Origin of the sequence: Thermoanaerobacterium thermosulfurigenes, from assembly GCF_051201035.1 — a bacterium.
GTDB lineage: Bacteria > Bacillota > Thermoanaerobacteria > Thermoanaerobacterales > Thermoanaerobacteraceae > Thermoanaerobacterium > Thermoanaerobacterium thermosulfurigenes.
On record NZ_JBPODR010000021.1, the window covers coordinates 17,478 to 41,301 of the forward strand.

General features: G+C 35.3%; 22 protein-coding genes. 4 read left to right on the forward strand and 18 right to left on the reverse strand.

The annotated features are described in order from the left end of the window. Nucleotides 1-17: 17 nt before the first annotated feature. Nucleotides 18-1,679 (forward strand): peptidoglycan D,D-transpeptidase FtsI family protein, encoded by a 1,662-nt coding sequence (locus HNR52_RS08785; protein ID WP_435620350.1) that lies wholly within the window; start codon nt 18-20, stop codon nt 1,677-1,679. A gap of 26 nt (nt 1,680-1,705) precedes the next feature. On the opposite strand, the gene HNR52_RS08790 is transcribed toward HNR52_RS08785, so the two are convergent. Beyond that, nucleotides 1,706-2,074 (reverse strand): NusG domain II-containing protein, encoded by a 369-nt coding sequence (locus HNR52_RS08790; RefSeq protein WP_013787379.1) that lies wholly within the window; start codon nt 2,072-2,074, stop codon nt 1,706-1,708. Then, nucleotides 2,061-3,074: an FAD:protein FMN transferase gene (locus HNR52_RS08795; protein ID WP_435620351.1), complete on the reverse strand. Its 1,014-nt coding sequence runs from the start codon at nt 3,072-3,074 to the stop codon at nt 2,061-2,063. The genes HNR52_RS08790 and HNR52_RS08795 overlap by 14 nt, the downstream gene beginning before the upstream one ends. 201 nt (nt 3,075-3,275) lie before the next feature. Between HNR52_RS08795 and HNR52_RS08800 the strand changes: the two genes are divergently transcribed. Together HNR52_RS08800 and HNR52_RS08805 are read left to right on the forward strand one after the other, a co-directional pair. Beyond that, a complete protein-coding gene (locus tag HNR52_RS08800) occupies nt 3,276-3,986 on the forward strand; it encodes a polysaccharide deacetylase family protein (protein WP_435620352.1) in 711 nt (236 codons plus the stop codon). 14 nt (nt 3,987-4,000) lie between these two features. Beyond that, nucleotides 4,001-4,546 carry a YkoP family protein gene (locus HNR52_RS08805; RefSeq protein ID WP_435620353.1) on the forward strand — a complete coding sequence of 182 codons (546 nt, stop codon included), beginning with the start codon at nt 4,001-4,003 and terminating at the stop codon, nt 4,544-4,546. On the opposite strand, the gene HNR52_RS08810 is transcribed toward HNR52_RS08805, so the two are convergent. From HNR52_RS08810 to HNR52_RS08860, 11 genes are all read right to left on the reverse strand, one after another. Then, entirely contained in the window at nt 4,543-5,826 is a 1,284-nt protein-coding gene (locus tag HNR52_RS08810) for an ABC transporter substrate-binding protein (RefSeq protein WP_435620354.1), read from the reverse strand. The genes HNR52_RS08805 and HNR52_RS08810 overlap by 4 nt on opposite strands. 46 nt (nt 5,827-5,872) lie before the next feature. Further along, entirely contained in the window at nt 5,873-6,508 is a 636-nt protein-coding gene (locus HNR52_RS08815; RefSeq protein WP_435620355.1) for a ferritin family protein, read from the reverse strand. A gap of 78 nt (nt 6,509-6,586) precedes the next feature. Further along, nucleotides 6,587-7,312, reverse strand: coding sequence for a YesL family protein (locus tag HNR52_RS08820; RefSeq protein ID WP_013787373.1), 726 nt, complete (start codon nt 7,310-7,312; stop codon nt 6,587-6,589). Nucleotides 7,313-7,396: 84 nt separating this feature from the next. Next, nucleotides 7,397-8,587: an ROK family transcriptional regulator gene (locus HNR52_RS08825; protein WP_435620356.1), complete on the reverse strand. Its 1,191-nt coding sequence runs from the start codon at nt 8,585-8,587 to the stop codon at nt 7,397-7,399. 11 nt (nt 8,588-8,598) lie between these two features. After that, nucleotides 8,599-9,588: a UDP-glucose 4-epimerase GalE gene (gene galE / locus HNR52_RS08830; protein WP_435620357.1), complete on the reverse strand. Its 990-nt coding sequence runs from the start codon at nt 9,586-9,588 to the stop codon at nt 8,599-8,601. Nucleotides 9,589-9,605: 17 nt separating this feature from the next. Beyond that, complete coding sequence (locus tag HNR52_RS08835; RefSeq protein WP_435620358.1) at nt 9,606-10,763, reverse strand: galactokinase; 1,158 nt, start codon at nt 10,761-10,763, stop codon at nt 9,606-9,608. Nucleotides 10,764-10,780: 17 nt separating this feature from the next. Further along, a complete protein-coding gene (galT, locus tag HNR52_RS08840; protein WP_435620366.1) occupies nt 10,781-12,340 on the reverse strand; it encodes a UDP-glucose--hexose-1-phosphate uridylyltransferase in 1,560 nt (519 codons plus the stop codon). Nucleotides 12,341-12,466: 126 nt separating this feature from the next. Then, nucleotides 12,467-12,826: a hypothetical protein gene (locus tag HNR52_RS08845; protein WP_435620359.1), complete on the reverse strand. Its 360-nt coding sequence runs from the start codon at nt 12,824-12,826 to the stop codon at nt 12,467-12,469. 65 nt (nt 12,827-12,891) lie between these two features. Beyond that, nucleotides 12,892-13,119 (reverse strand): hypothetical protein, encoded by a 228-nt coding sequence (locus HNR52_RS08850; RefSeq protein ID WP_013787365.1) that lies wholly within the window; start codon nt 13,117-13,119, stop codon nt 12,892-12,894. After that, a complete protein-coding gene (locus tag HNR52_RS08855; protein WP_435620360.1) occupies nt 13,061-15,256 on the reverse strand; it encodes a heavy metal translocating P-type ATPase in 2,196 nt (731 codons plus the stop codon). The genes HNR52_RS08850 and HNR52_RS08855 overlap by 59 nt, the downstream gene beginning before the upstream one ends. Before the next feature lie 30 nt (nt 15,257-15,286). Continuing rightward, nucleotides 15,287-15,523 carry a hypothetical protein gene (locus HNR52_RS08860; RefSeq protein ID WP_013787363.1) on the reverse strand — a complete coding sequence of 79 codons (237 nt, stop codon included), beginning with the start codon at nt 15,521-15,523 and terminating at the stop codon, nt 15,287-15,289. Between the two features lie 160 nt (nt 15,524-15,683). Here HNR52_RS08860 and HNR52_RS08865 point away from each other — a divergent pair, with 160 nt between their 5' ends. Then, nucleotides 15,684-18,545: a cation-translocating P-type ATPase gene (locus tag HNR52_RS08865; RefSeq protein ID WP_435620361.1), complete on the forward strand. Its 2,862-nt coding sequence runs from the start codon at nt 15,684-15,686 to the stop codon at nt 18,543-18,545. 23 nt (nt 18,546-18,568) lie between these two features. On the opposite strand, the gene HNR52_RS08870 is transcribed toward HNR52_RS08865, so the two are convergent. From HNR52_RS08870 to HNR52_RS08890, 5 genes are all read right to left on the reverse strand, one after another. Further along, on the reverse strand, nt 18,569-19,855 hold the full coding sequence (locus HNR52_RS08870) for a sn-glycerol-1-phosphate dehydrogenase (RefSeq protein WP_013787361.1): 1,287 nt from the start codon (nt 19,853-19,855) through the stop codon (nt 18,569-18,571). Continuing rightward, nucleotides 19,852-20,964, reverse strand: coding sequence for a substrate-binding domain-containing protein (locus HNR52_RS08875; RefSeq protein WP_435620362.1), 1,113 nt, complete (start codon nt 20,962-20,964; stop codon nt 19,852-19,854). Before HNR52_RS08875 ends, HNR52_RS08870 begins: the two co-directional genes overlap by 4 nt. A 185-nt stretch (nt 20,965-21,149) precedes the next feature. Then, nucleotides 21,150-22,631 (reverse strand): L-fucose/L-arabinose isomerase family protein, encoded by a 1,482-nt coding sequence (locus tag HNR52_RS08880; protein ID WP_435620363.1) that lies wholly within the window; start codon nt 22,629-22,631, stop codon nt 21,150-21,152. A 36-nt stretch (nt 22,632-22,667) separates the two neighbouring features. Continuing rightward, complete coding sequence (locus HNR52_RS08885) at nt 22,668-23,309, reverse strand: L-ribulose-5-phosphate 4-epimerase (RefSeq protein ID WP_435620364.1); 642 nt, start codon at nt 23,307-23,309, stop codon at nt 22,668-22,670. Further along, a complete protein-coding gene (locus tag HNR52_RS08890; RefSeq protein ID WP_435620365.1) occupies nt 23,278-23,460 on the reverse strand; it encodes a hypothetical protein in 183 nt (60 codons plus the stop codon). The genes HNR52_RS08885 and HNR52_RS08890 overlap by 32 nt, the downstream gene beginning before the upstream one ends. Between the last annotated feature and the right edge of the window lie 364 nt (nt 23,461-23,824).

Here is a 23,824-nt window from a genome sequence, read left to right on the forward strand (position 1 = left end):
AAGGGGGATACTTTCAATTGGCATCAATAAACAAAAAGCGCATTTTGCTGGTACTAATTACATTTTTATTTTTAATCGCATGTCTTGTAGCACGACTTGTATGGCTACAGATTGTAATGGCTCCAAAATATTCACTGGCCGTCAAAAATCAGACAACATCCAAGATAGTATTAAAGCCAGAAAGAGGAATTATTTACGATGCAAATGGAAATATCCTGGCCACTAATGTAAGCGGCGGCGACGTGTACGCTGCACCTAAAAATATAACACATCCAGATGCAGTCGCAGACAAACTGTACAACTTATTAGGCATGAAAAAAGATTCACTGTATAAGCTTCTCAGCAATAAAAATTCTGAGTGGACTGTCCTTAAAAAAAATGTCCCATTGAACAATGTAAACAAGATAAAAAAGTTAAACCTTGCAGGCATATACGTAGAAGATACAAGCATTAGAAGCTATCCAGACGGTAGTCTATTATCACAGACATTAGGATTCACTGGTGTAGACGGAAACGGTCTTTATGGGTTAGAATACTCGTTTGATAAATATTTAAAAGGAATATCAGGATTAGAAGTAGCCACAACTGACGAAGTAGGTCATGTCATAGGACTCCCCGAAAAATTGTACGAACCAGAAAAAGGCGATGACTTAGTCCTTACTGTCGACTCAGTGATTCAGGGATATGCAGAAACAGCTATAGAAAAAGCTTATGAAACTTACAGTCCAGCTAATGGCATTTCAGCAATCGTGATGAATCCAAAGACAGGTGATATCTTAGCCATGGCAAATTTTCCTGATTTTGATCCAAACAATCCAAATAAAGTCAGTTCCATCGACACATGGTCAAATCCTGCTGTGTCTTATCTGTACGAACCAGGCTCAGTATTTAAAGTAGTAACAGCATCTGCTGCATTAGAAGAATCTTTAGTCACGCCAAATGAGCAATTTTATGATCCTGGTTACTACATAGTATCAGGCCATAGGATAAATAGCTGGACAAAATTGGAAAATATCGATTTTTCACAAGCAGTAGCAATGTCCAGCGATACAGTATTCATGAAGATAATTGTAGAACGGCTTAAATTAAATACATTGTACAAGTACATAAACGCCTTTGGATTTGGAAGTCCAACCGGAATACAGCTTCCGGGTGAAGCATCTGGCATGATAATACCAGAGAAAAACGTTCATCCTGTTGACCTTGCATCCATGTCTTTTGGACAAGGCATAGCAGTAACACCACTTCAAATGATAGATGCTTTTTCAGCAACTATAAATGGTGGATACTTGATGAAGCCAAATATAGTAAAAGAAATAAAATCAGATGATAAAGTCATAAAAGAATTTAAACCTCAAGTCATAAGACAGGTTATATCGCAGGATACGTCAAACACAATGAAAGAGTTGCTTAAAAAAGTCGTTGATGAGGGGACAGGAACAGCATGCCAAATACCTGGCTTTACTGTAGGAGGAAAATCTGGCACAACTGAAAATTATTCACCCGGGAAATACACAGCATCTTTCGCTGCATTTGCACCTGTTGACAACCCTCAAGTAGCCGTTTTAGTAGTCATAAGAAATCCTACTAAAAATGGCCACATGGGTGGCGAAATCGCAGCACCTGTCGTAAAAGACATACTTTCAAACACATTAAGATATATGATGATAAAAAAATAGCCGTTCATTTTAAAATGTGCGGCTACTTAATATACTACGTCGTCTACTTCTCCTTTTTTACCTCCTATAACTCTCACCACTACTCTATTAGGGAGGCATACTATTTGCTGTCCTTCTTTTTCTATCCAGCCTGTTTTAACACATATCTGATCTGGACAATTGGCTTCTTTCATTCTTACTTTCCCATTTTTTATCTCAACGACATTTAAATGCTGGCCATTACGAATTGTCACTGTTTTATCCACATTCAGCGGCAATTCTTGGTACTTAGAACCATTTACTTCTATTACAACATTGGTACCAGTTCTTGATAGCGCCTTGTCATAAGCAAAATAAGCAGAAACAAGAGAAATAATCAAAAGCACTCCTATTAAAATTTTATCACCTATTTTCATACAGCTTAAACCTCGAATCTGTTATCTTTAATTTTCCTTTAAGTCCTGATGTCGCATATACTTTATAATCTGGTGTAACAAAGATTGCGTCTACGCCAGGCATACTCTCTATCAATTTCATCCCTTTGTCAACACCTAAAATAAAGGTGATTGTAGATAAAGCATCAGCATCAATAGACTTAATATTAGTAGAAACTATTGTTGTACTGACGACGCCGCTTTCTGCAGGATAACCTGTAAAAGGATTTAATATGTGATGGTATCTTTTCCCGTTTTGAATAAAATACCTTTCATAATTGCCAGATGTGTCAATAAGCATGTCTTTGCCTGAAACAATGGCAAAATACGTACCCTTATCTCCAAAAGGATTCTGTATTCCTATATTCCAATTGGATCCATCTGGCTTTGAACCATAAAGGTATACGCTACTGCCGCCTAAATTTATAAGCGCGTGCTTTACACCATTTTCTTTCATGATATTTTCCAGTTCATCAGCAGCAAAGCCTTTAGCAATTCCTCCCAAATCGATTGCCATACCTTTTCTGCTTAATTTAACCTCATCATTTTTCTCATTCAGCAATACATCTTTGTAATTTATGTATTTCATAGCATCCTTAATTTGGCTTTCCGTGGGAACATGGGCATGATCAGTGCCGATACCCCACAAATTCACCAATGGAGCAATAGTTATATCGAAATAGCCACCACTTATTTTCCCGTACTTCAATGCTGTCTTTATTACGTAAAATGTCTCAGGATTTACTTTGACATACTTTACGCCTGCATTGTCATTTATCTTTTGTATGTCGCTGCCGCTTTTCTGGCTGCTCATAAGGTTGTCGATTTCTTTCAATTTGTTCATAGACTCGTCAACTGCTTCTTTTGCATTTCTTCCGTATGCAGTAACTTGCATGACAGTATCCATCATAAAATCAGTACGTGTATACTGTTGATCACTGTTGCCACACCCTACAACGGATACAGAGATAAATATTATCACAATAATTGCTACAAATTTTTTTATAAAATGTCTCATTATCTAAACAATCCTCTCAATTAAGTTAAATTCGCCTCTTTTTATTATAAATTTTTTTTCTAAACTCTTCAAGCAATATAGCATTAGCATTCATTTCAAGCACTATAAACTTGTAAGATTCATTTTTTACGTATATAATCTTATTGTAAGGGGGAAACTAGCGGAATGATAAAATTCATGATAAAAATTTACATACTTTACTTAGTCTTAGTAGCACTGCTTCCTACTATGCTGGGCCGTATTTTCCACTACAATGTTATATATACAAGCAGAAAAAAGAAAGTACCATGGATAGCGATTACTTTTGATGACGGTCCAGATCCCGAATACACGCCTACACTTTTGTCCCTTTTGGATAAATACAATGTTAAAGCGTGCTTTTTTTTGTTAGCAGACAAAGTCGAAAAGTATCCAGATTTAGCCAAAGAAATTGTAAATAGAGGTCATGAAATAGGCATCCATGGTTATAAGCATCACATAAACTGGTTTTTGGGACCTGTTGCTACGTACAAGGAATTATTGAGATCGGTTGAAATTATCTCTCAGATTACTGGAAAGTATCCTTCATATTATAGACCGCCATGGGGATTATTTACAACTTTTATTTATCGGTATTCAAAAAAATTAGGTATTAAAATAATTTTGTGGAGCTACATGAGCTGGGATTGGAAAGTAAAAGACCCAAGTTTAATAGTAAATCGCGTATTAAACAAAGTAAAAAGCGGAAACATTTTGATATTTCACGATAGCAGCGACAACATAGGGTCAGACAAAGAAGCTCCTGAAACAATGCTTATAGCTCTTGATAAGATAATAAGTGGAATAAAAGAGAAAAACTTAGAAATTGTCGATATAAACAAATTTATTTTTTCGTAAACGGGGTAATCATTATGAAAAAGATTTTTATGTACATTTGGTCTTTGTGGGAATTTGTATTTGCAAAATTAAATAATATCCATACAGTAGGCGGAGATGATTCTGAAATAAGAATCGCAATAAAGAAATACAAAGGCAAAAAAATCGTGCTGAAAGATGGCACAGTTCTAAATAAAGGCGATAAATTTGCCGAGCTTCATTTAAACAATAAAGTCCTTACAGAGATAACATCCAGAAGCAATTCGCCTATCGCCGTTGGCATCATAACGCTAAAAAGATTTAAAAAATCTTTAAAAGCGTTAAAAAATTATATCAATGAAAATCATGATTTTGATGATGTAAATGTATTTATGGGATACACACTTTTTAATCAAGGTGTGGAAATGCTGGGCTTTGAAGTAATGGATATGAAATCACCTCTTGAAAGATTCATAATCACCCATTATGAAAGCTTTCTTTTAGGCATATTTCACCCTGAAGGGTTTAAGCGGCTTCGCAACAATAATTTTACGGCAAAGATGGTTTTGATTACGAAAAATACTATAAACAGCCGCTACTAATTTAATGCTTTTTGAATTCTTTCCAAAATCACTTTTTCGCTTTCTTTATTTTTTAATCCATCTATTAAGGCTTTATTGATCATAATATTTTTGTCATGCCAATTCTTCGGTATATTATCAGTATACTTCACTGCCATGTCAATTTTCTTCATAATTTCATCGGTTATAGGTACATCCTTCTTTACTGGAATATACCCTATTTTCTCCACGTTTTCTTGAGAATCTACAATAAATTTCACAAATTTAAACGCCATATCCAATTTCTTTTTATCGCTCTGCTTTGTGATGCCGTAACCGTAAATTTTGGGAGACATTGTGATAGGTACATCGCCATCTCCTTCTGGATACAACGCAATATCAAACTGAAAAAGTTTATTCTTGTTTTCAAGGTATTTAAGGTATTGGACTTTGTAACTTTCATCGACCAAGGCAGCGCTTTCTTTATTAACTGCAAAACTATCCCATATTTTGCTATAATCACCACTAAAAGACACAGGATCTATCGCACCTTTTGAGTATAATTCTATCAATTTTTTAAGGCCAGACTCCGCCTGTGGTCCCTTAAATAAAACCATTCCTTTATCATCAAATATATTTGCACCATCTGCCATCAAAAACCCCCAAAGATTATAGCTTCTTTCCATATACATAGTTATTCCATAGAAATCCTTTTTTTCTTTTTTCCCCTCTTGATATGTAAGCTTAGTCATATCATCTGTAAACTCTTCATAGCTCCACTCTCCATTTTGAGGAACTTCCACTTCTTTTTTGCTGAACAAATCGCTGTTTATGTAAAGGATACTTGTGTACATCCCTAAAGGAATGCCATAAACACTATTATTATAAATAAACCTATTGAGGACATCTTCTTTTAATGAATTCTTATAACTTTTATCAAGATATTTGTTAAGCGGCTCTAATTTATCATTGTAGATAAATGAACTGTCTGAAGTTATAGGGATTATATCAGGTTTACCATTGCCAATTATATCATTGACATCATAATAAAAATTTCCATTTTTAATTGGCTCAAATTCAATTATAACCCCTGGATGCAAATATTCAAAATCCTGTATCTTTTTATTTATAAAATTAAAACCTATCGGATCATCGACTGACCAATGGGGAAAATCGCAAAATGTAATTATCCCCCTGTAATCTTCATCATCTGTCTGTGTAAAGTTTATTTTGCCTGTTTCATACAAGTACATATAATATGGCCATGTGACTAAAAAAGCAACAATCAATAAAATTAAAAAAAGAGTAAAAGGCTTTTTCATAAGATTCACCTCTTACTCTATCTATATTCACATTAAACATTCCATATCACTCTTTATTTTTACTGAGTTCACTTATTTCTTTTTCTAATGCGTCCATCCTCGCTTTTAGATCCTGTGCTTCTTTTAATGCATCATCTCGCTCTTTCTGAAGCTCTTCTACGATGCTTTTTGCAATCTCATCACTATCACTTCTCATTTTTGATAACTGCTCGTCTTTGTACTTTACAGCATCTTTTGCTATGCCATCGATGTTTTGTTTTGCTGCATCTGCTAAATTCTTCATCTTTTCAGATACCGTCATCGCACCAGAGACAGCACCAACAGCTATTGGCTTCAAAACCCTTTTTATATTCGGCCCTATAGATGCAAGTATAACTGCAGCACTTATCCCCAGTAAAAAACCTTTTGTAGTATTTGTACCCATAAAATTGCCTAACATCTTAAATCTCATCGACACATTGTCTTGCCACGTAAGCTCATTGTTTCCAGTCTTACCAAAAAAATCATAAGCTCTCTTAAAGCTATTTTGATGTGATTTCTCATCAAACAGCACTTTCTTAAAGATATTTCTCACATAAGGATTGCGAATCTTGTCCAAATCAGCCATGTACTGTTCAATCGCCAGCGCTTCACTGTTTATGCCATCTGATAAAACTTTCATTATGCTTTCCTTATTTTCCATATATATTTTGCTCCTTCCATAATGTGTAATATAAACTAACGTTAGTTATATTATCCATTATGGAAAGTTTTATGCATCCTACTGATCTTCAGGTTTATCTTCCATTTTTTTGTTTTCTTGATTGACTCTGCTATCAATATACTTCTCAAACACACCTCTATCATACACGTTTATGGCAAGCCCAACTAAGCTAAATCCAATGACAATAAGCGGAATAAACGCAAATAAAATACAAAGCCCAACCAATAATAAGCTTAATAGCACTATGCCTATCGTCTGAGGCAACTTTATGATTGAAAATATCAAAGCATTTTTATATATATGCTTTATCTTTAAATCATACGTAACCATCAAAGGATAAATATAGACATTCATGAGAACAAGTATAAAACCAATAAATATGGTAATATAGCTACCTGCAATTTTTATAAAACCTGCACTGTATGAAGAATAAATTTTGTAATTATTGATTAATATAAAAGCTGCTAAAGCATTTATCAACGTAATTATAAAGCTTTGCTTGAAATTTTTAACAAACCCGTCTTTGAAATCATTCCAAAGCCACACATTTCTATTAAGTGCATGATTCCTGAGCACATTATTAAATCCCGCCAAAGCAGGTCCTATCGTCACGATAGGTATACACGATACAATTAATAAAAGATTAAGGCTTATAAGTTGCCAGAAATTGTTCTTTAAAATGTCAAAAAACAAAGACATACCCTTCTTAGGAATATCATCAGCTTTTAAATCAGGTCTATGTGGATCGCCATAGTACATTCTATTAAAAAAATTTCCAAACATCGTTTACCTCTCCTATATCAGTCTATACTTCAATTATAAATGGTATGTACAGATTTTTCAATGACAAAAAAATATTAGATAGCATTACAAAATACTATCTAATATTATATTCGATATACCCATCAAGGCCGTATTGTAATCTGGATTTGAAAAGGCAATGCTGCAGGATGAATAATTTGCTTCAAAAGATCTCCTTTTAATAGTATCCAATACAACGTCTTCTATAAACTTTCGACCTCTCACTATTCCTCCTGATATAAGCACCAACTCTGGGCTAAAGACATTGACTATATTTGCAATGCCTATGCCTAAGTAAATGGCGATCTTGTTTAACTCAGATAAAGCAACTTCATCCCCTTCTTCCGCAGCTTTGTATACAAATCTGGTTGTTATATTTTCCAAGTCTCCGTTGACGTATTCAGATACAAGAGAATAAGATCCCTCTTTTATCCTTTTTACCACATTATTTACCAATGCTTTCTCAGATGCCAAAGCTTCAAAACATCCATAATTGCCGCAACTGCATTTAGGACCAGCAACGTCGATTGTAGTATGTCCTATCTCACCAGCCATGTCGTTAATTCCTCTGTATATTTTCCCATCCAATATTATTGTTGAACCTATTCCATGTCCTACTTTTAAAAACACGACATTGCCGACATTTTTAGCAATTCCGTTGTAGAATTCGCCTAAAGCCATGGCTCTCACGTCATTTTCAACAAACGTAGGAATCCCAAATTCTTTTTCTATCATGTCCTTTATAGGCACATTTCTCCACCCTATGTTAGGAGAAAATACGGATATGCCTTCGCTTGACTTTACAGGACCTCTAACTACTATGCCGATCCCTGCTATCTCTTTCTTTGAAATATCTTTTAAATGCCTTATTCTGTCGAATAAAAGTTTGAATATGCTTTCCGAATCTTCCTTTTTTATATTATCAACCTTTGATTCTCTTATGGTGAGTTCAGCATCCAATAGGTACTCTTCCATTATATCTGTACCGATTATTATCACGATTATATCAAAAGCTTCATTGTTTATCTTCAATATGACAGGTGGCCTGCCACCGCTGGATTCCCCTAATTTGTCTTCTTTCACAAGTCCGTCTTCTAAAAGCTTGTTTATGATATTCGTAACTGTAGGCGGCGTCAAATTCGTTATCTTTGCTATTTCAGACCTTGATACGTATTTGTTGTGACGTATCACATTCAATATGAGACTTTCATTCATGCCTTTTAATAATTTGTAACTTACAGGTATCAAATCTGCCAAAATTACCACCTCTATTTGTCTCCAAATCCATAAGGATTTGATTTATGCCATTTCCACGCAGACTCTATAATCTCCTCAAGTGAATTATGCTTAGGATTCCAACCCAACTCATTTATAATCTTGTCCGATGATGCTACCAATTTTGCAGGATCTCCTGGTCGCCTTGCGGCAATTTTTGCTGGTATAGGATGTCCGGTTACCTTTCTCGCTGTTTCAACAACTTCCTTCACTGTAAATCCTTCTCCGTTTCCCAGATTGTATATTGCACTGCTACTATCCCTTCTTAGCTTATCTAATGCTAAGATGTGGGCATCGGCAAGATCGGTAACGTGTATATAATCTCTTACACAAGTGCCATCCTTTGTATCGTAGTCATCACCGTAGATTTCTATGAAATCTCTTTTCCCTAATGGCACTTGCAATATAAGCGGTATAAGATGTGTTTCCGGATTGTGATCTTCTCCTATGAGGCCACTTTCATCGGCACCAGCCACATTAAAATACCTAAGCACAACATGCTTTATCCCATAAGCATTGTCACACCACTTAAGCATCTTTTCCACAGCCAGTTTAGTTTCGCCATAAGGATTTGTAGGAAATGTCTTGTCATCTTCTTTTATCGGAACTCTTTCAGGCTCTCCATACGTCGCAGCCGTTGATGAAAAAACTATCTTTTTAACGCCGTATTTAACCATTTTTTTAAGTAAGCACATCGTCCCATACACATTGTTTTCATAGTAATCCAACGGCTTGCCAACACTTTCGCCTACAAGAGAAAATGCCGCAAAATCAATGACAGCTTCTATGTCATTTTCTTCAAAAACTTTGTCCATAAATTCGCTGTCCCTAATATCGCCGACGTAAAGCTTGCCTCCAATTACCGCTTTTTCATGGCCTGTTATCAAGCTGTCAACTACTATTACATCTTCTCCTCTTTTAAAAAGCTCATATGCAGTATGACTGCCAATATATCCAGCGCCACCGCACACTAAAATAGACATACAATATATACCCCTTTCTATTTTATTTCTTTTGCTCCGTCTCCTACACCCGTCACATATATTGATGGCTCATAACCTATTCTTTCTTTGTACCCTTTCGTCACTTCTTTAATGAAATCTTCTATAAATTCTTCTTTGACAATGCTTACGGTACATCCACCAAATCCTGCACCTGTCATTCTGGAGCCTAAAACGTAATCTAATTTAAGCGCTTCATCGACTAAAGCATCCAATTCCTTGCCGGTAACTTCGTAGTCATCCCTTAACGAATTGTGAGATTGTACCATCAATTGACCAAATCGTTTAATGTCATTATTTTTTAACGCTTCAACAGCATCCAAAACTCTCTCATCTTCTGTCACAACATGTCTTGCCCTCTTTACTAACACATCATCTGGTATCAAGTATTTGTATCTATCGAATTCTTCCAGTGTAACCTGTCCAAGATTGTCTATATCCAATTTTTTCTTAAGGTAACTTAATGCAGCCTCGCACTGACTCCTTCTCTCGTTGTACTTAGAATCTTGAAGCCCCCTTCGCTTATTTGTATTTGATATAACTATCCTGTAACCATCTAATTTAAGTGGAACGTATTTATAATCAATTGTATCACATTTTAAAAATATAGCATAGTCGGCTTTGCCCATTCCTACAGCAAATTGATCCATTATACCGCAATTGACGCCGACAAAATTATTTTCAGCTTTTTGACACATTTTAACTAATTCAACCCTATCAATCCCCAAATTTAAAATTTCATTCATAGCAACACCAGTCACAAGCTCTATCGATGCAGAAGAAGAAAGCCCTGCTCCATTTGGTATATTCCCTTCGTACAAGGCGTCAAACCCTCTTAGCTTATAACCTTCATCTTGCAAAACTTTCAAGACGCCTTTTGGATAATTTGCCCAATCATCTTTTTTATCATAGATTAATTCGTCTATGTCCACCTCGACTTTAAGATCAAAGTTTAGTGAAGAAAGGCGTACCTTTCCATCATCTCTCATTCTTATGGCCATAAACGTTCCAAAGTCAAGAGCACATGGGAATACATATCCACCATTGTAATCTGTATGTTCCCCTATTAAATTTACCCTGCCTGGCGAGTAAAATAACCTTACCCCTTCGCTACTTCCATAGATTCTTTTAAATTCTTCCACAATCTTTGTTGCCATTTAATTCCTCTCCTTTGTTAAATTTTTTTAAAATGTATACTATCTAAAAACTTATCAAATGCCTCTTTTCCCTTCTCATCACGCTTAAATACGCCTGCATCCAGCAGCACTTTTAAGAAAATTTCACCTACCTCATCTTTTAGTACAACTTCTGCCTCTTCTCTCTTAAGATTCACACCGTATTTATTTACAAGCTCATCAATCCATGGTACATGCTTAAAAAGCGGATCATCTGCAGAAATCTCTTTTTTGTCGTATTTTCTATTACCTGATAATATCATTTCTATCTCATCAAGTTCTTTTTTTAACCTTCCAGGAAGAATAGCAAGCCCCATAACTTCAATAAGCCCTATATTTTCCTTCTTTACATGGTGAAGTTCCTCATGTGGATGAAAAATACCATAAGGGTACTCATCAGTAGTACGGTTGTTCCTCAGGACTAAATCCATATCATAAGCGCCATCACCATTTTTCCTCGCAATAGGTGTTATTGTATTATGCGGTACCTTCTCACCACCAACTGTGCTATAAGCAATTATATCAACAGATGGATCGCTGTAATTTCTCCACTCTCTTAAAATCATGGATGACGCATCAATCAATTCTTCTTTATTTTTGCTTGAAAGCCTTATGACTGATAGAGGCCACTTCAATATTCCAGCATCTAAATCTTTAAACATTTCATTTCTATAATGTTCTTCTACCTTTGCTTCCTCCATAGGAAATACATGGCGCCCACCTTGAAAGTGCTCATGGGATAAGATGGAACCACCTACTATCGGTAAATCAGCATTAGAACCTATAAAATAGTGTGGAAACTGATCTATGAAGTCCAACAATCTGATAAACGTCTTTTCTGATATTTGCATCGGCACATGCTTTTCATAAAACAATATGCAATGTTCATTGTAGTAAACATAAGGCGAATACTGAAAATACCACTGCTCTCCAGCAACCTTTACTGGTATTACCCTGTGATTTTGTCTTGCTGGATGATTTAAGTTACCGCTAAATCCAACATTTTCCAGACATAAAAGGCATTTAGGATAATTTGTCTCTTTTAATGCTTTAGCTGCCGCTATGTCTTTTGGGTCCTTTTCAGGTTTTGAAAGGTTAATTGTAATCTCCAAACTGCCGTATTCTGTATCCGTCCTCCAATATTTATTTTTCGCAATTCTATCCATCCGTATATAATATGAATCTTTTGATAAGCTGTAAAAATAGTCTGTAGCTTTTTCAATACCTGATACCCTTTTTATATCATCGAATTTTTTTATAACTTCAGACTGTCTCGGCATCAATAAACCCATAATCCTCGTATCAAAAAGATCTCTATTTGTAATCGTATTTTCCTTGAAAAAACCTTTTTCGTATGCATAATCTAAAAGAGAATTGAGAATATCGTGGGGATCGTCTAAATCTACATCATCTGCAATGCCATTGTATGGCTCCTGTATCTCAAACAAATCCATCAATGAATTGCGACATTGGATATAGTCTGTACCTTCTATCATGCCGTGCTTCAAAGCATATATAAGCAGTTCTTCAATTTTTAGTGAAGCTATATTAGCATCCATAGTACACATTCCTTTCATATTCATTGTCATCTTAATAACATGATACTACATTCTTTAACTTTTTTCAATATTTTAATAAAGTTAATTTACACTAAAAAAAGCCCAACGTTTAGTTGGGTTTTATAATCATTCAGCAGTTTTTAATCTGCTTAACTCACCTTCTAACATCTCTATCCTGCTTTTAAGCTCATTTACTTCTTTTATAGCCTTTTCTCTCTCTTTTTCTAAACTGTCTATTTCGCTTTGGTATAAATTTTCACCTTCGACGCCGTCTCTATCATTGTCATTAAACATTTTTGCTATTCTGTCTTTGCCTTTATTGATTACAAAAGATGCCTTATCAGCCATATCATAAGTGCTTTTTACACCATTTATTAGAACTGGCTTTACCTTTTCCTTTGCTTTTGGAAATAAAATATAACTTAATGCAGCAACACCAATTCCCCAGAAAAAGCTTCTACTTCCTAAAGTTTTAGCGATACCCATTGAAGTTTCCTCCCTTCATAGGTTCTTCTATTATTTTATCCCGAAAAAAATATATTATTAAATCGCTATTTTCCAAAAATGAGTGTCCTTGCAATAGATTTATACAATTCTTTAGCTTGGTGTTTTTCGCTCATCTTTACAGCATACTGTAAAAAATCATTAATTGTTTCTTGCCACAATTTTACAATTTCGTTTTTAGTTGATTTATCTTTTGAATACTCTGCAAAAGATATGTCAACCGTCTGTCTTAAAACTTTCGAAGCTTCTTCGAATCTTTTTTTCATTTCTTCCATCAGAAATAATCCTCCTTGATGAATATTTATAAACTTTAATAGAATTTGCCAACACGATTAATTGATTCATGCTGTGTAGCATTGCTGCCGTAAATGGATTTACTTTACCAAAAAGCGTCATTACGTATTCTATATAGCTCATTGTTGATGCTATAACATGATTTTGCTTTATCACTTCCTTTGAATACCTTGATAGCTCTATCAAATACGGTATTTTTAAAGGATTTTCGTCGATTACAGCAACATCAAGCGCTTTTAATATCTTTTTACTTATGGGCCTTCCTAAAATAATTCCAACATCGGCACTTCTCATGGCCTTCACATCATTTAGTCCATCGCCGACCATTACGACAGTTTTACCATCATATTTTTGCCTTTTTACAAAATTCTTCTTCTCATCAGGCGATACACTGCTAAACGCATTGACTATACCTAATTCATAAGCCACTCTATCTGTCGGCTCCTTGTCATCACCTGATAAAATATAAATACTATCATCGTTAAAGCCTAATGAACGTACAAGTTCTACTGCAGCTTTGCTCTTCTTCTTAAGCACATCTTTCATTCCAATGACTCCAATAGCATTCCCGTCAACAGCGACGTATATTACACCTCTGTTTAAGCTTTTTAAAACATTACTGAGATTTTCTACATCATGTAAATCAATATTGTTTATCTCCATAAACCTCTCATTGCCAACATACATTTGTTTCCCATCTACACAAGCAAAAGCACCCATGCTTTTGACTTCTTTTCCATGAGAAAAATCCTCAACCTTTATCCCCATATCATCTGCTTTTTTAATTATAGACAATGCTGCAGGATGTACGACACCATATTCTGCAGACGCGGCTATCTTTAGTATATGATTTTTGTCAGTACTTGATGACGGCAAAATTTCACTTACAATAGGTCTGCCTTCCGTAAGTGTTCCCGTTTTATCAAAAATCAGCATATCAGCTTTTGCCATATTTTCGATTGCAGATGAACTTTTTATCAATATGCCTCTCTTTGCCGCATTTTTGACAGCTATACCATAGACACCAGTAGAACCATGTGCAAAAGTACATGGACATAAAACAAGCATTGATGATATTCCCTTCAATATATCCTTTGTATAAAATGACACAAGACCTGTAATGAAAAAAGACAGCGGTATAACTTTGTTGATGTATACGTCAGCAGTATTTGTAATATATTTCTCCCTTGATTCTAATTCCACAATTTTGTACAGATCTTCTATGCTCTCGTTTGCCTCAATGTCAGTTATTCTGGCCTTTACTTCCCCATCAATAAGCAATGATGATTCAATTATTTTATCACCTTTTTGCTTTTTGACGTATTTTACTTTTCCTCGTATATACTTTTCGTCAACGATTGCACTGCCTTCTACTACTTCGCATTCAAACGGCGCCACATCACCTTTTTTAAGTGAAATCACATCGCCTTCATTAAGTTCCTCTACAGGTACTTCTATTTCTCTTCCCTCTAATGCCATCCACACTTTCCCCGGTTTTAATCTAAGGAAGCTTTCTAATGCTTTTTTATTATAGTGTATGTTTAAAGAGTGAATAAAGACACTTAAATTGACGAGAAAAATAACCACAAGCCCCAATATGCTTTCTCTTATAAAAAGCATTATGGTAGTAGCAATTGTTATCATCAAATCGCCATTTATTTTGCGTTCCTTAAGCAGCGTATTTATGCCACTTCTAAATATTGGATATCCAGCAACAATCGATACAATTGATGATATGCTTAGTAATCCATAATGGCCGCTTAACGGTGATTTGCCAGCGAATATGCGCTTTAAAGCGGTGTAAATCGTAGCAGCCAATGGCATAGCTACCATCACAAATTGAGTCTTTAATGGCAGATCTTCTGGTTCATACGGCTTTACATTATCATCTACATCATCTTTGAAAATCGCATTTATGATTTCTCTTTTTATTTCTCCTAATGTCCTGCCTTCGTATTTTACAAGCACTTTTCCAGTAACGCTGCTGGCATTTACATATTTGATTCCTTTAGAGCTTTTTAAATAGTGATTTATCTTCTTTTCAAGGGATTTATCTTTGTAAAGTGCATCAAAGCTTAGCCGCGCTAATCCAGGCAACGAAAAAATCTCTCTTATCATGTCAAACCTCCAATACATGCATAATCCCTCTTATGAGGGATTATCTGCTGTTTCAGGCTGTGTCTTTATTTTTGATTGAGTATGTTGATACTGGGCTTCGGCTATTATGTCTTCTACTTCTTCTTTCACATTTATAGCCAATTCTTTGCCTTTATCGGCAAGAATCATAGCAGTACCTACAAGCCCTACTGCTAATTTCTTTGCCGGTTTCGCCAATAAAAGTGCTATTCCCAATGCTCCTACACCAATCCAAAACTCTTTGCTCATCTTAAAGACCTCCTGTCTATTTTTATTTATTTTAACCGGCATTTACAAATAATATTAATAAAAGTCATCGAAAGCTGTCATCATTCAAAATTTTTCCTTATGTGAAATAAAAAATTTTGGACAAAATATTTTTATTATAAGACGTTCTGGAGGTATGAAGATGGAACTCATAAGAAAATATGCACCACATACAAAGCGAATCCGATTTTCCGTAAGCGGCCTATACAGAAATGAATTGTTGGCGAAAAGGCTGGAAAAAAATCTATCTCTCAAAAGCGGAATACTAAGTGTAACAGCAAGCCCAATGACCGGAAATATCATCATTACTTTTGACGAAAGCTTAAAAGCCGAAGATATCAAGAAAGAAATATACAAGATAAAATTCAATATAAGGGACACAAAAGATAATTTTCCTGTGAAACAGCAAGCTCAATATCCTTGGCACATCATGACAAAAAAACAAATAGAAAAAGTCCTAAACACTGATATTGACAGTGGGCTATCAACAGTTGAAGCTAAAAAAAGATTGAATACATACGGTTTAAACCAACTGATAAACGGAAATAAACCATCCTTCTTTAGAATGATGCTAAATCAGGTAAACAACTACCTTTTTAAGATACTTCTTTTTGCCGGCGGTATTTCTTTTTTGATTGGAGATGTAGCTGATTCTATCGTGATAATATCGATTGTCGTAATAGAATCAAGTCTTGGAGTGCTCCAAGAGTATAATGCAGAAAAATCTTTAGAATCGCTGCACAAGTTGACATCGCCCCGATCATCAGTCTTAAGAGACGGTAAGATTTCATTGTTAAGCTCATCAGAACTTGTACCAGGCGATGTAGTGATCGTAAATCCAGGAGACATTGTCCCTGCGGATGCCCGCATAGTAGAATGTAAAAATCTTGAGACTGATGAAAGCTGTTTGACAGGTGAATCGCATCCATCATCAAAACACGATTTGGTTATATTAAAGGATGATATTCCATTAGCTGAACGAAAAAACATGGCTTACTTGGGAACAAGCATAACCAAAGGATACGGCAAGCTTATCGTAGTCTCAACCGGAATGTCAACAGAAATAGGCAAAATTGCAAAAATGTTAAACGAAGAAAGAAATACTTCATCACCGCTTAATAAAAGCCTTGAAATTTTAGGAAAAAACATAACAATAGCAATCATAGCAATTAGCTTCAGCATTTTCTTAAGCGGAATAATAAGAGGCAAATCTTTTTCACAGATGCTCGGAATAGGCATAAGCCTTGCAATAGGAGCCATACCGGAAGGCTTATCTACTATTGTGACAATAGCTTTAGCTTATGGTGTACAGCGAATGGCAAAAAGAAATGCCATAGTGAGAAAACTTAATTCTGTAGAAACATTGGGAGTAGCCAATGTTATATGTACTGATAAAACTGGAACACTTACAAAAAACGAGATGACAGTGAAAGAAATACGAACCCTTGACAAAGTATGGACTATATCAGGAATTGGGTATACACCAATAGGTAGTTTTTATAGTGACAATGTCAAGATAAACCCAAAAGATGATAAAGACCTATATTCAATCTTGCAATACAGTGCTATGTGCTGCAATTCAAAATTAATTAAAAAAGGAAACGATTGGGCAGTATCTGGTGATCCAACAGAAGGTGCTATAATCGTTGCAGCTTCAAAAGCTGGCATTGAAAGTAAGGAATACGAAAGAATTGATGAGATACCTTTTGACTCATCAAGCAAATTCATGACTGTCGTAATCGATGCTGTTTCATGCAAATTGGCCATATCAAAGGGTGCTCCTGATGTGATTTTAAATAAATGCAGCTACTTTTTAAGAGCAGGCAAAGCTATAAAATTAGGGAAAATAAACAAAAACAAGCTCATAAAACATAACGATGAAATGTCTAACAAAGCATTAAGAGTTTTAGCTGTTTCTTACAAGATTTTAAACGATGAAGGCAACAATGTTGACAGTGATTTTATATTTGCTGGTCTTATAGGCATGGAAGATCCACCAAAAGATGAAGTTAAAAATACTATTGAAGAATGCTTGAAAAATGGAATTAATGTTGTCATGATAACGGGAGACCAAAAAAACACTGCTATGTCAATAGGAGAGAGAATCGGACTTTTAAAGGACAAAAAAGCAATTTCTGGTCAAGAACTTGATAAAATGAATGACAATGAGTTAATAAACCTTATAGATGACGTAAACATATTTTACAGAACTTCTCCCCACCACAAGCTAAAGATCGTCAGAGCTTTAAGAAAAAAAGGGTACATCGTTGCCATGACAGGAGATGGCATCAACGATGCACCAGCAGTAAAAGAAGCGAATATAGGTATAGCAATGGGTAAAGGCGGAACAGACGTTACAAGAAACGCCTCTGATATAACATTGGCTGATGACAATTTCACAACAATTGTCATGGCTATAAAAGAAGGTCGCGGCATCAACGAAAACATAAAAAAATTTCTAAGGTACGTTTTGTCAGGAAACGTTGGCGAAATCATAGCTTTAGCCATGGCATCAATGACAGGTATGGATATGCCACTGACATCAAGTCAGATTTTAAGCATAAATCTTGTAACTGAAGGAATACCTGCACTGGCATTAGGCGTAGAACCATCAGCATTAAAACTTAAAAAAAATGAAAATACCCAACTGCTTGACAACAAATTATATAACTACATACTTACAAGAGGTTCTTTAATAGGATTTGCGACGCTATTTGCCTTTAAATACGGAGAAACGTTTAGAAATCCCATCATCGCCAAAACTATGGCATATTCAAACTTAGTCATGGCACAGATGTTTAACGTATTTGACGCAAGACGCGCCGAAATGCCTACACCAATATCTCAAAATAAATTATTGTTGCCATCTGTAACAATATCTATCGCAACGCTATTGGCAACCATATACATAAATCCTATTGCAAATATATTTGGAAATGCAAAGCTTAACCTTATGGATTGGTTCATCGTACTTGTAAGCTCTGGCTTAATTAGCAGAATTTAATAAAGAATTGAGAGCTTTATGCCTCAATTCTTTAGCGCTATGTCAAATATCTTATCTATATTTATGTCTTCAGCAAGCCTTAATATCGTGTACCTCTTTCTTACCTCTTTTGCATTCAACAAAACATCTTTAAGTTCATCATATTTAAGGTCAAGATAGACAATATCATTTGGTGCACCAGCATCATTTAAAAGCTCATCCACATACTCCACCGTCGGCACATTTTCTGATACCCACTTCCGCATCATATCCCAGTTGTCCAAAATCCTCTCCTGTCTCATCTTTCTCTCATTTTCATCCAAATAGTAATAACCTATATCGTCAAAAACCTCAGATGATAAACTTCCAAAGTTCTTGTTTATCCTAAATTCAAACTCTTCTTTTGATTCACTTTTTCTTTCTTTCATCATTTTAATAATATCATCTTTGTCAAAAGAAAATACAGTATTGTAAAGTTTAACAACAATTTTCGTCATGATGCCTACCTTCGCGCCATGGGAATGCCGAATTTCTCCGTTTGAAAGCTCTCTCATTTCTATGAAGTGTGATAAGTGGTGCTCAGCACCCGATGCAGGCCTAGAATTTCCAAACTTAAGCATCGATATGCCTGACAAAATTAGCGCCTCCATAAGCTTACTCACAGCACTTTCATCTTTGCTTTTTAAGCTTTTGCTGACATTTACACATTTATAAAGGGACTTTTTCACATCATCTGCGATTTCTTCAGAATAATCTTCTCCCGTTATGATGCTACTTACATACCAATCAGCCAATGATGTGAATTTGCCAATAATATCTCCAAAACCTGATGCAATCATATCATAAGGTGCATCTTTTAGGACTTTAGTATCACCTATGATAAATATAGGATACGTAGCATCGTAAGTTCTTTTAAAGCCATTTACAATAAGAGGCGACACCGATGACGCATATCCATCCATTGATGGAGCTGTTGCAACTATGCCGTAAGGTATTTTCGCTCTACTGCTTATAAATTTCACAACATCGTTTATTGTGCCTGCTCCAACAGCAATCATAGCCTCGAAGTCATCTTTAAGATGTATCAACACTTCACCTACTGCTTTTTCATCAGGCACTAAATTTCCACTTCTATTCAGATTACACAACAATACATCGTACTTTTTATCTTCTAATACATTTTTTAGAGTCAATCCTGCAACTTCGTAAGTATTTTTATCACACACAATCAATACTTTAGAATTTATACCTATCTTGTTTAATATATTCGGGACGTCATACAAGGCACCACTGCAGATTTCTATCTCCTTTATCCTTGTGCCATCATTCATCGCACTTCCTCCACTTCGATCTCCTTAGTAGAATTCCTAATCCTTATTTCAGGCTTTATACGAATATTTACAGGATTTGCAAAAGCCTTTTTCCCTTTTTTTATTAGGTCAAAGAGAGTCGAAGCAGCAAGCCGCCCCATCTCTTCTTTAGGATGTATGATGGATGTAAGCTTTACATTGGAAAGCTCTGCATAATCAGAATCATCAAAGCTTACGATTGAAATATCATCAGGCACACTGTAGCCTAATTCTCTTATTGGATCTAAGATCCACATGGCGATTTGATCGTTGTAGCTGACAATAGCCGTCGGTTTATTGACCCACTTTGAGTATATCTCGTATATTTTTTCCCTTGGCTTTGTCTTCATTTCCTCTGTCGTGTAAAAGATTATGTTGTCTTCTTTGATTTTAATATTGTGTTCCCTTAAGGCTTTCACATACCCTTTGTACCTATTAAGGCCCTGGTTATCATCGCTTTTAAATATGCCTATTATGTTTTTGTGTCCAAGCTTTATAAGATGGTCTGTCGCCATGTATCCGCCGCCTTCATCATCTTGAATGATGTAAGATGGATTTAATTCTTCATAAAAGCTATTTATAAAGATGTACGGTATCCCTTTGTTTTTTAACTCATCAAAATAATTTAGATTGATATGGGGCAGTGCACTCTTAGTAGGCTCGATAATCAATCCCCTAATATCCTTTGTCAAGACATTCTCTAATATGTCCATCTCAGTCTCAATGCGGTTATTCGTATTGAAAAGCAACATAGAGTACCCATTTTTAGCTAATATTTGATCGATTCCTTTTATGATCCTTGGAAATATATAGTCATTTATATACGTCGTTATAACTGCAATATTTTTATTATCATAGCTTTTCACAGAATTTCTATCAGCACAAAAAGTTCCCAAACCTTGCTTTCTGTAAAGCCACCCTTCATTTTCAAGGTCATCAAGAGCTTTCCTAATAGTATGTCTGCTTACACCGAATATTTCCATCAGTTCACTTTCAGTTGGCAGTGGATCATCTATATTTATATTGTTTTTTATTATTAAATTGGTAATATAATCTTTTACTATTTGATATTTTGGCACATTTTCTTCCAAAATTGAACATCCTCCCTCACATCATATCTACCTGTATATAATTATATCGCTTACTTAAAATATAACTAAATCTCAAATCTGACAAAATATTTATTAAATATTCGTCACAATTATTTTATTTTTTAAAGTAAGGTAATAAAATTATCACCTGAAATCATCTTAACAGGTGATAATTCAAAAACATCTTATTTAAATGGGTTCTCGTTTTTGTACAACATTGAAGCTGGCTGATTGAATGAAACATCATCTACGCCTAATAGCTTCATAGCAGCGTACAATACTTTACCTGCATGTTTAAATGCGACTCCAACATGATGCGGAAAATTCTTTTCTATCAATACATGCCTGTAAAAGCGAGCCATCTCTTTAACCGCAAACACTCCAATGCTTCCAAAAGACATAGGATCTATATCAAGTACTTCACCTTCTGCCACGTAACTTCTAAGCTTAGTATCTGCAGTGCTTTGCAACCTAAACAGAGTTATATCGCCAGGCCTTATTGTGCCCTCCAATGTTCCTCTTGTTATATCAGGCTCTTTATCAGGTTCTAACAACCTGTGCATTATTCTCTGATACTTCATAGAGAAATTTTTCATCATGCAACTGCTGGTATTGCCACAGTGAAATCCCATAAAAAGATCGGTATTTTTATAATCACCTATAATTTCCTTATTGCTTTCATACATATCTTTGGGCACCGTATTGTTTATATCAAGAAGCGTAGCTGGTAAGTCTGTAGCGCATGTTATGATGTACTCGCTAAGTGCTCCATAGATGTCTGTCTCACAAGCCACAGGTATGCCATTTGCTGCAAGCCTTGAATTCACAAAGCATGGCACAAATCCAAATTGAGTCTGAAACGCTGGCCAGCACTTATTTGCAAACACAACATATGCCGATGCACCTATATTTTTTTCTACCCAATCTTTTAATGTAAGTTCATACTGTGCCAGCTTCGGCAGTATCCCACCAAACATATTGCCAGAACCTAATTCCTTTTCCATATCTTCTACAACATCTGGAATCCTTTTATCATCTTTATGATTATTGTAAGCCTCAAAGAGATCCAATTCTGAGTTCTCCATTATCTCAATCCCTAAGTCGTACAAAGGCTTTATAGGAGCGTTGCAAGCAAGAAAATCCTGTGGCCTTGGACCAAAGCTCATTATTTTTAACTTCTTAAGTCCAAGTACCACTCTTGAAATATCTTTAAAATCTGATATCATATCACCTATTTCATCTGCATATCCTACTGGGTATTCTGGTATATAAACCCTCAAATTTCTCAAATTCAGATTGTATGATGCATTAAGCATTCCACAATACGCATCACCACGCCCATCATAAAGATTGTCCTTTGTCTCCTCCGCTGCGGCTACAAACATCACTGGACCATCAAACTTTTGTGCAAGCATCGTTTCAGGACCTTCAGGTCCAAAATTTCCAAGGTATACAACAAGCGCATTTACGCCTAAATCGTAAGCTTCTTTCAGTGCATTCATAGCATCTATCTCATTCTCTACAGTTGTGGTGATTTCACTTATAGATATGCCTTTTTCAATACATGCTTTTACTACCGCATCTCTTCTTTTCACACTTAAAGTGATAGGGAAACAATCCCTGCTGGTAGCTACAATTCCTAGTTTAACTTCTGGTATATTTATCATGCAAAATCCTCCTTCATTAAATTAACATCATGTTTTTCATTGACCATATTTCGTCATATATCTCTCATGTGCTCTTTTCACTTCTTCATCTGGTATCACATCAGGTGTACCTAAAAGCAATGATAAATGCACAGTCTTCGCTGTATCTTCTACCATAACAGCAGCTTTCAAAGCTGCTTCAGGTGAATTGCCAATGGTAAAAACACCGTGATTTTTCATAAGTATTGCAGGACTTTCCCCTATATAATCTATGATAGCCTTCCCTATCTCTTCTCCACCAATCTTGGCATAGGGTCCTACAGGAATTGCGCATCCAAACTCGTCTGCAATAGCTGTAAGATAAACTGGAATTGACCGGCCAAGTGCTGCAAAACTTGTAGCATAGGGTGAGTGTGTATGGACAATTCCATTCACATCACTTCTATGTCTGTAGACATAAAGATGTGTAGCAGTATCAACTGATGGTTTTAGCTTACCTTCAACCACATTACCATCCAAATCCACAACTACCATATCATCTGGCGTCATGTCATCGTATAAGACTCCACTGGGCTTTATAACAACAAGATTTGTCTCAGGGTCTCTTCCGCTGACATTGCCGCTTGTCATTGTGACCAAATTGTTTTTAGGAAGCATCATGTTCATTTTATATACACGTTGTTTTAGGTTCTCTAACATCTGAAACCACCTCTTTTATGTTTTTAAGCCTCTTCATCACATCATTTGCTCCTCTTCCAAAGTAATCATGAAGCAGTTTGTACTCCTGAAATAGTTTCTCATAAATTTCAACATCTTGAAAAATCGAACTATATATTATTAGTAATATCATAATATTCAACATGTTTTTCTTCATACTTTTGCAATCAAGAAACTTCAGGTTCTTACATCAATATTTACATCAAATAAATTCTTCATATAGATTTCCTACACTATTAAATATCAGTATATAATTATGATTCCACTGCAAAAACTATTCCTTAGCTAGTTTTACACATTCTTTAATTATAGATCTATAGATGAGAAGATTTGCTTACATAAATTACCACAATAAACTTATATGAAAAAATTTAATAAAAAATAGAGACAAATGCTCGCTTTTATGGTATTTAATATGTTGTTACACTATAACAATATTAACCATAGGAGTGGAGCAAATGTCTCATAATAAAAGAATAACAGAAAATTCATCAATA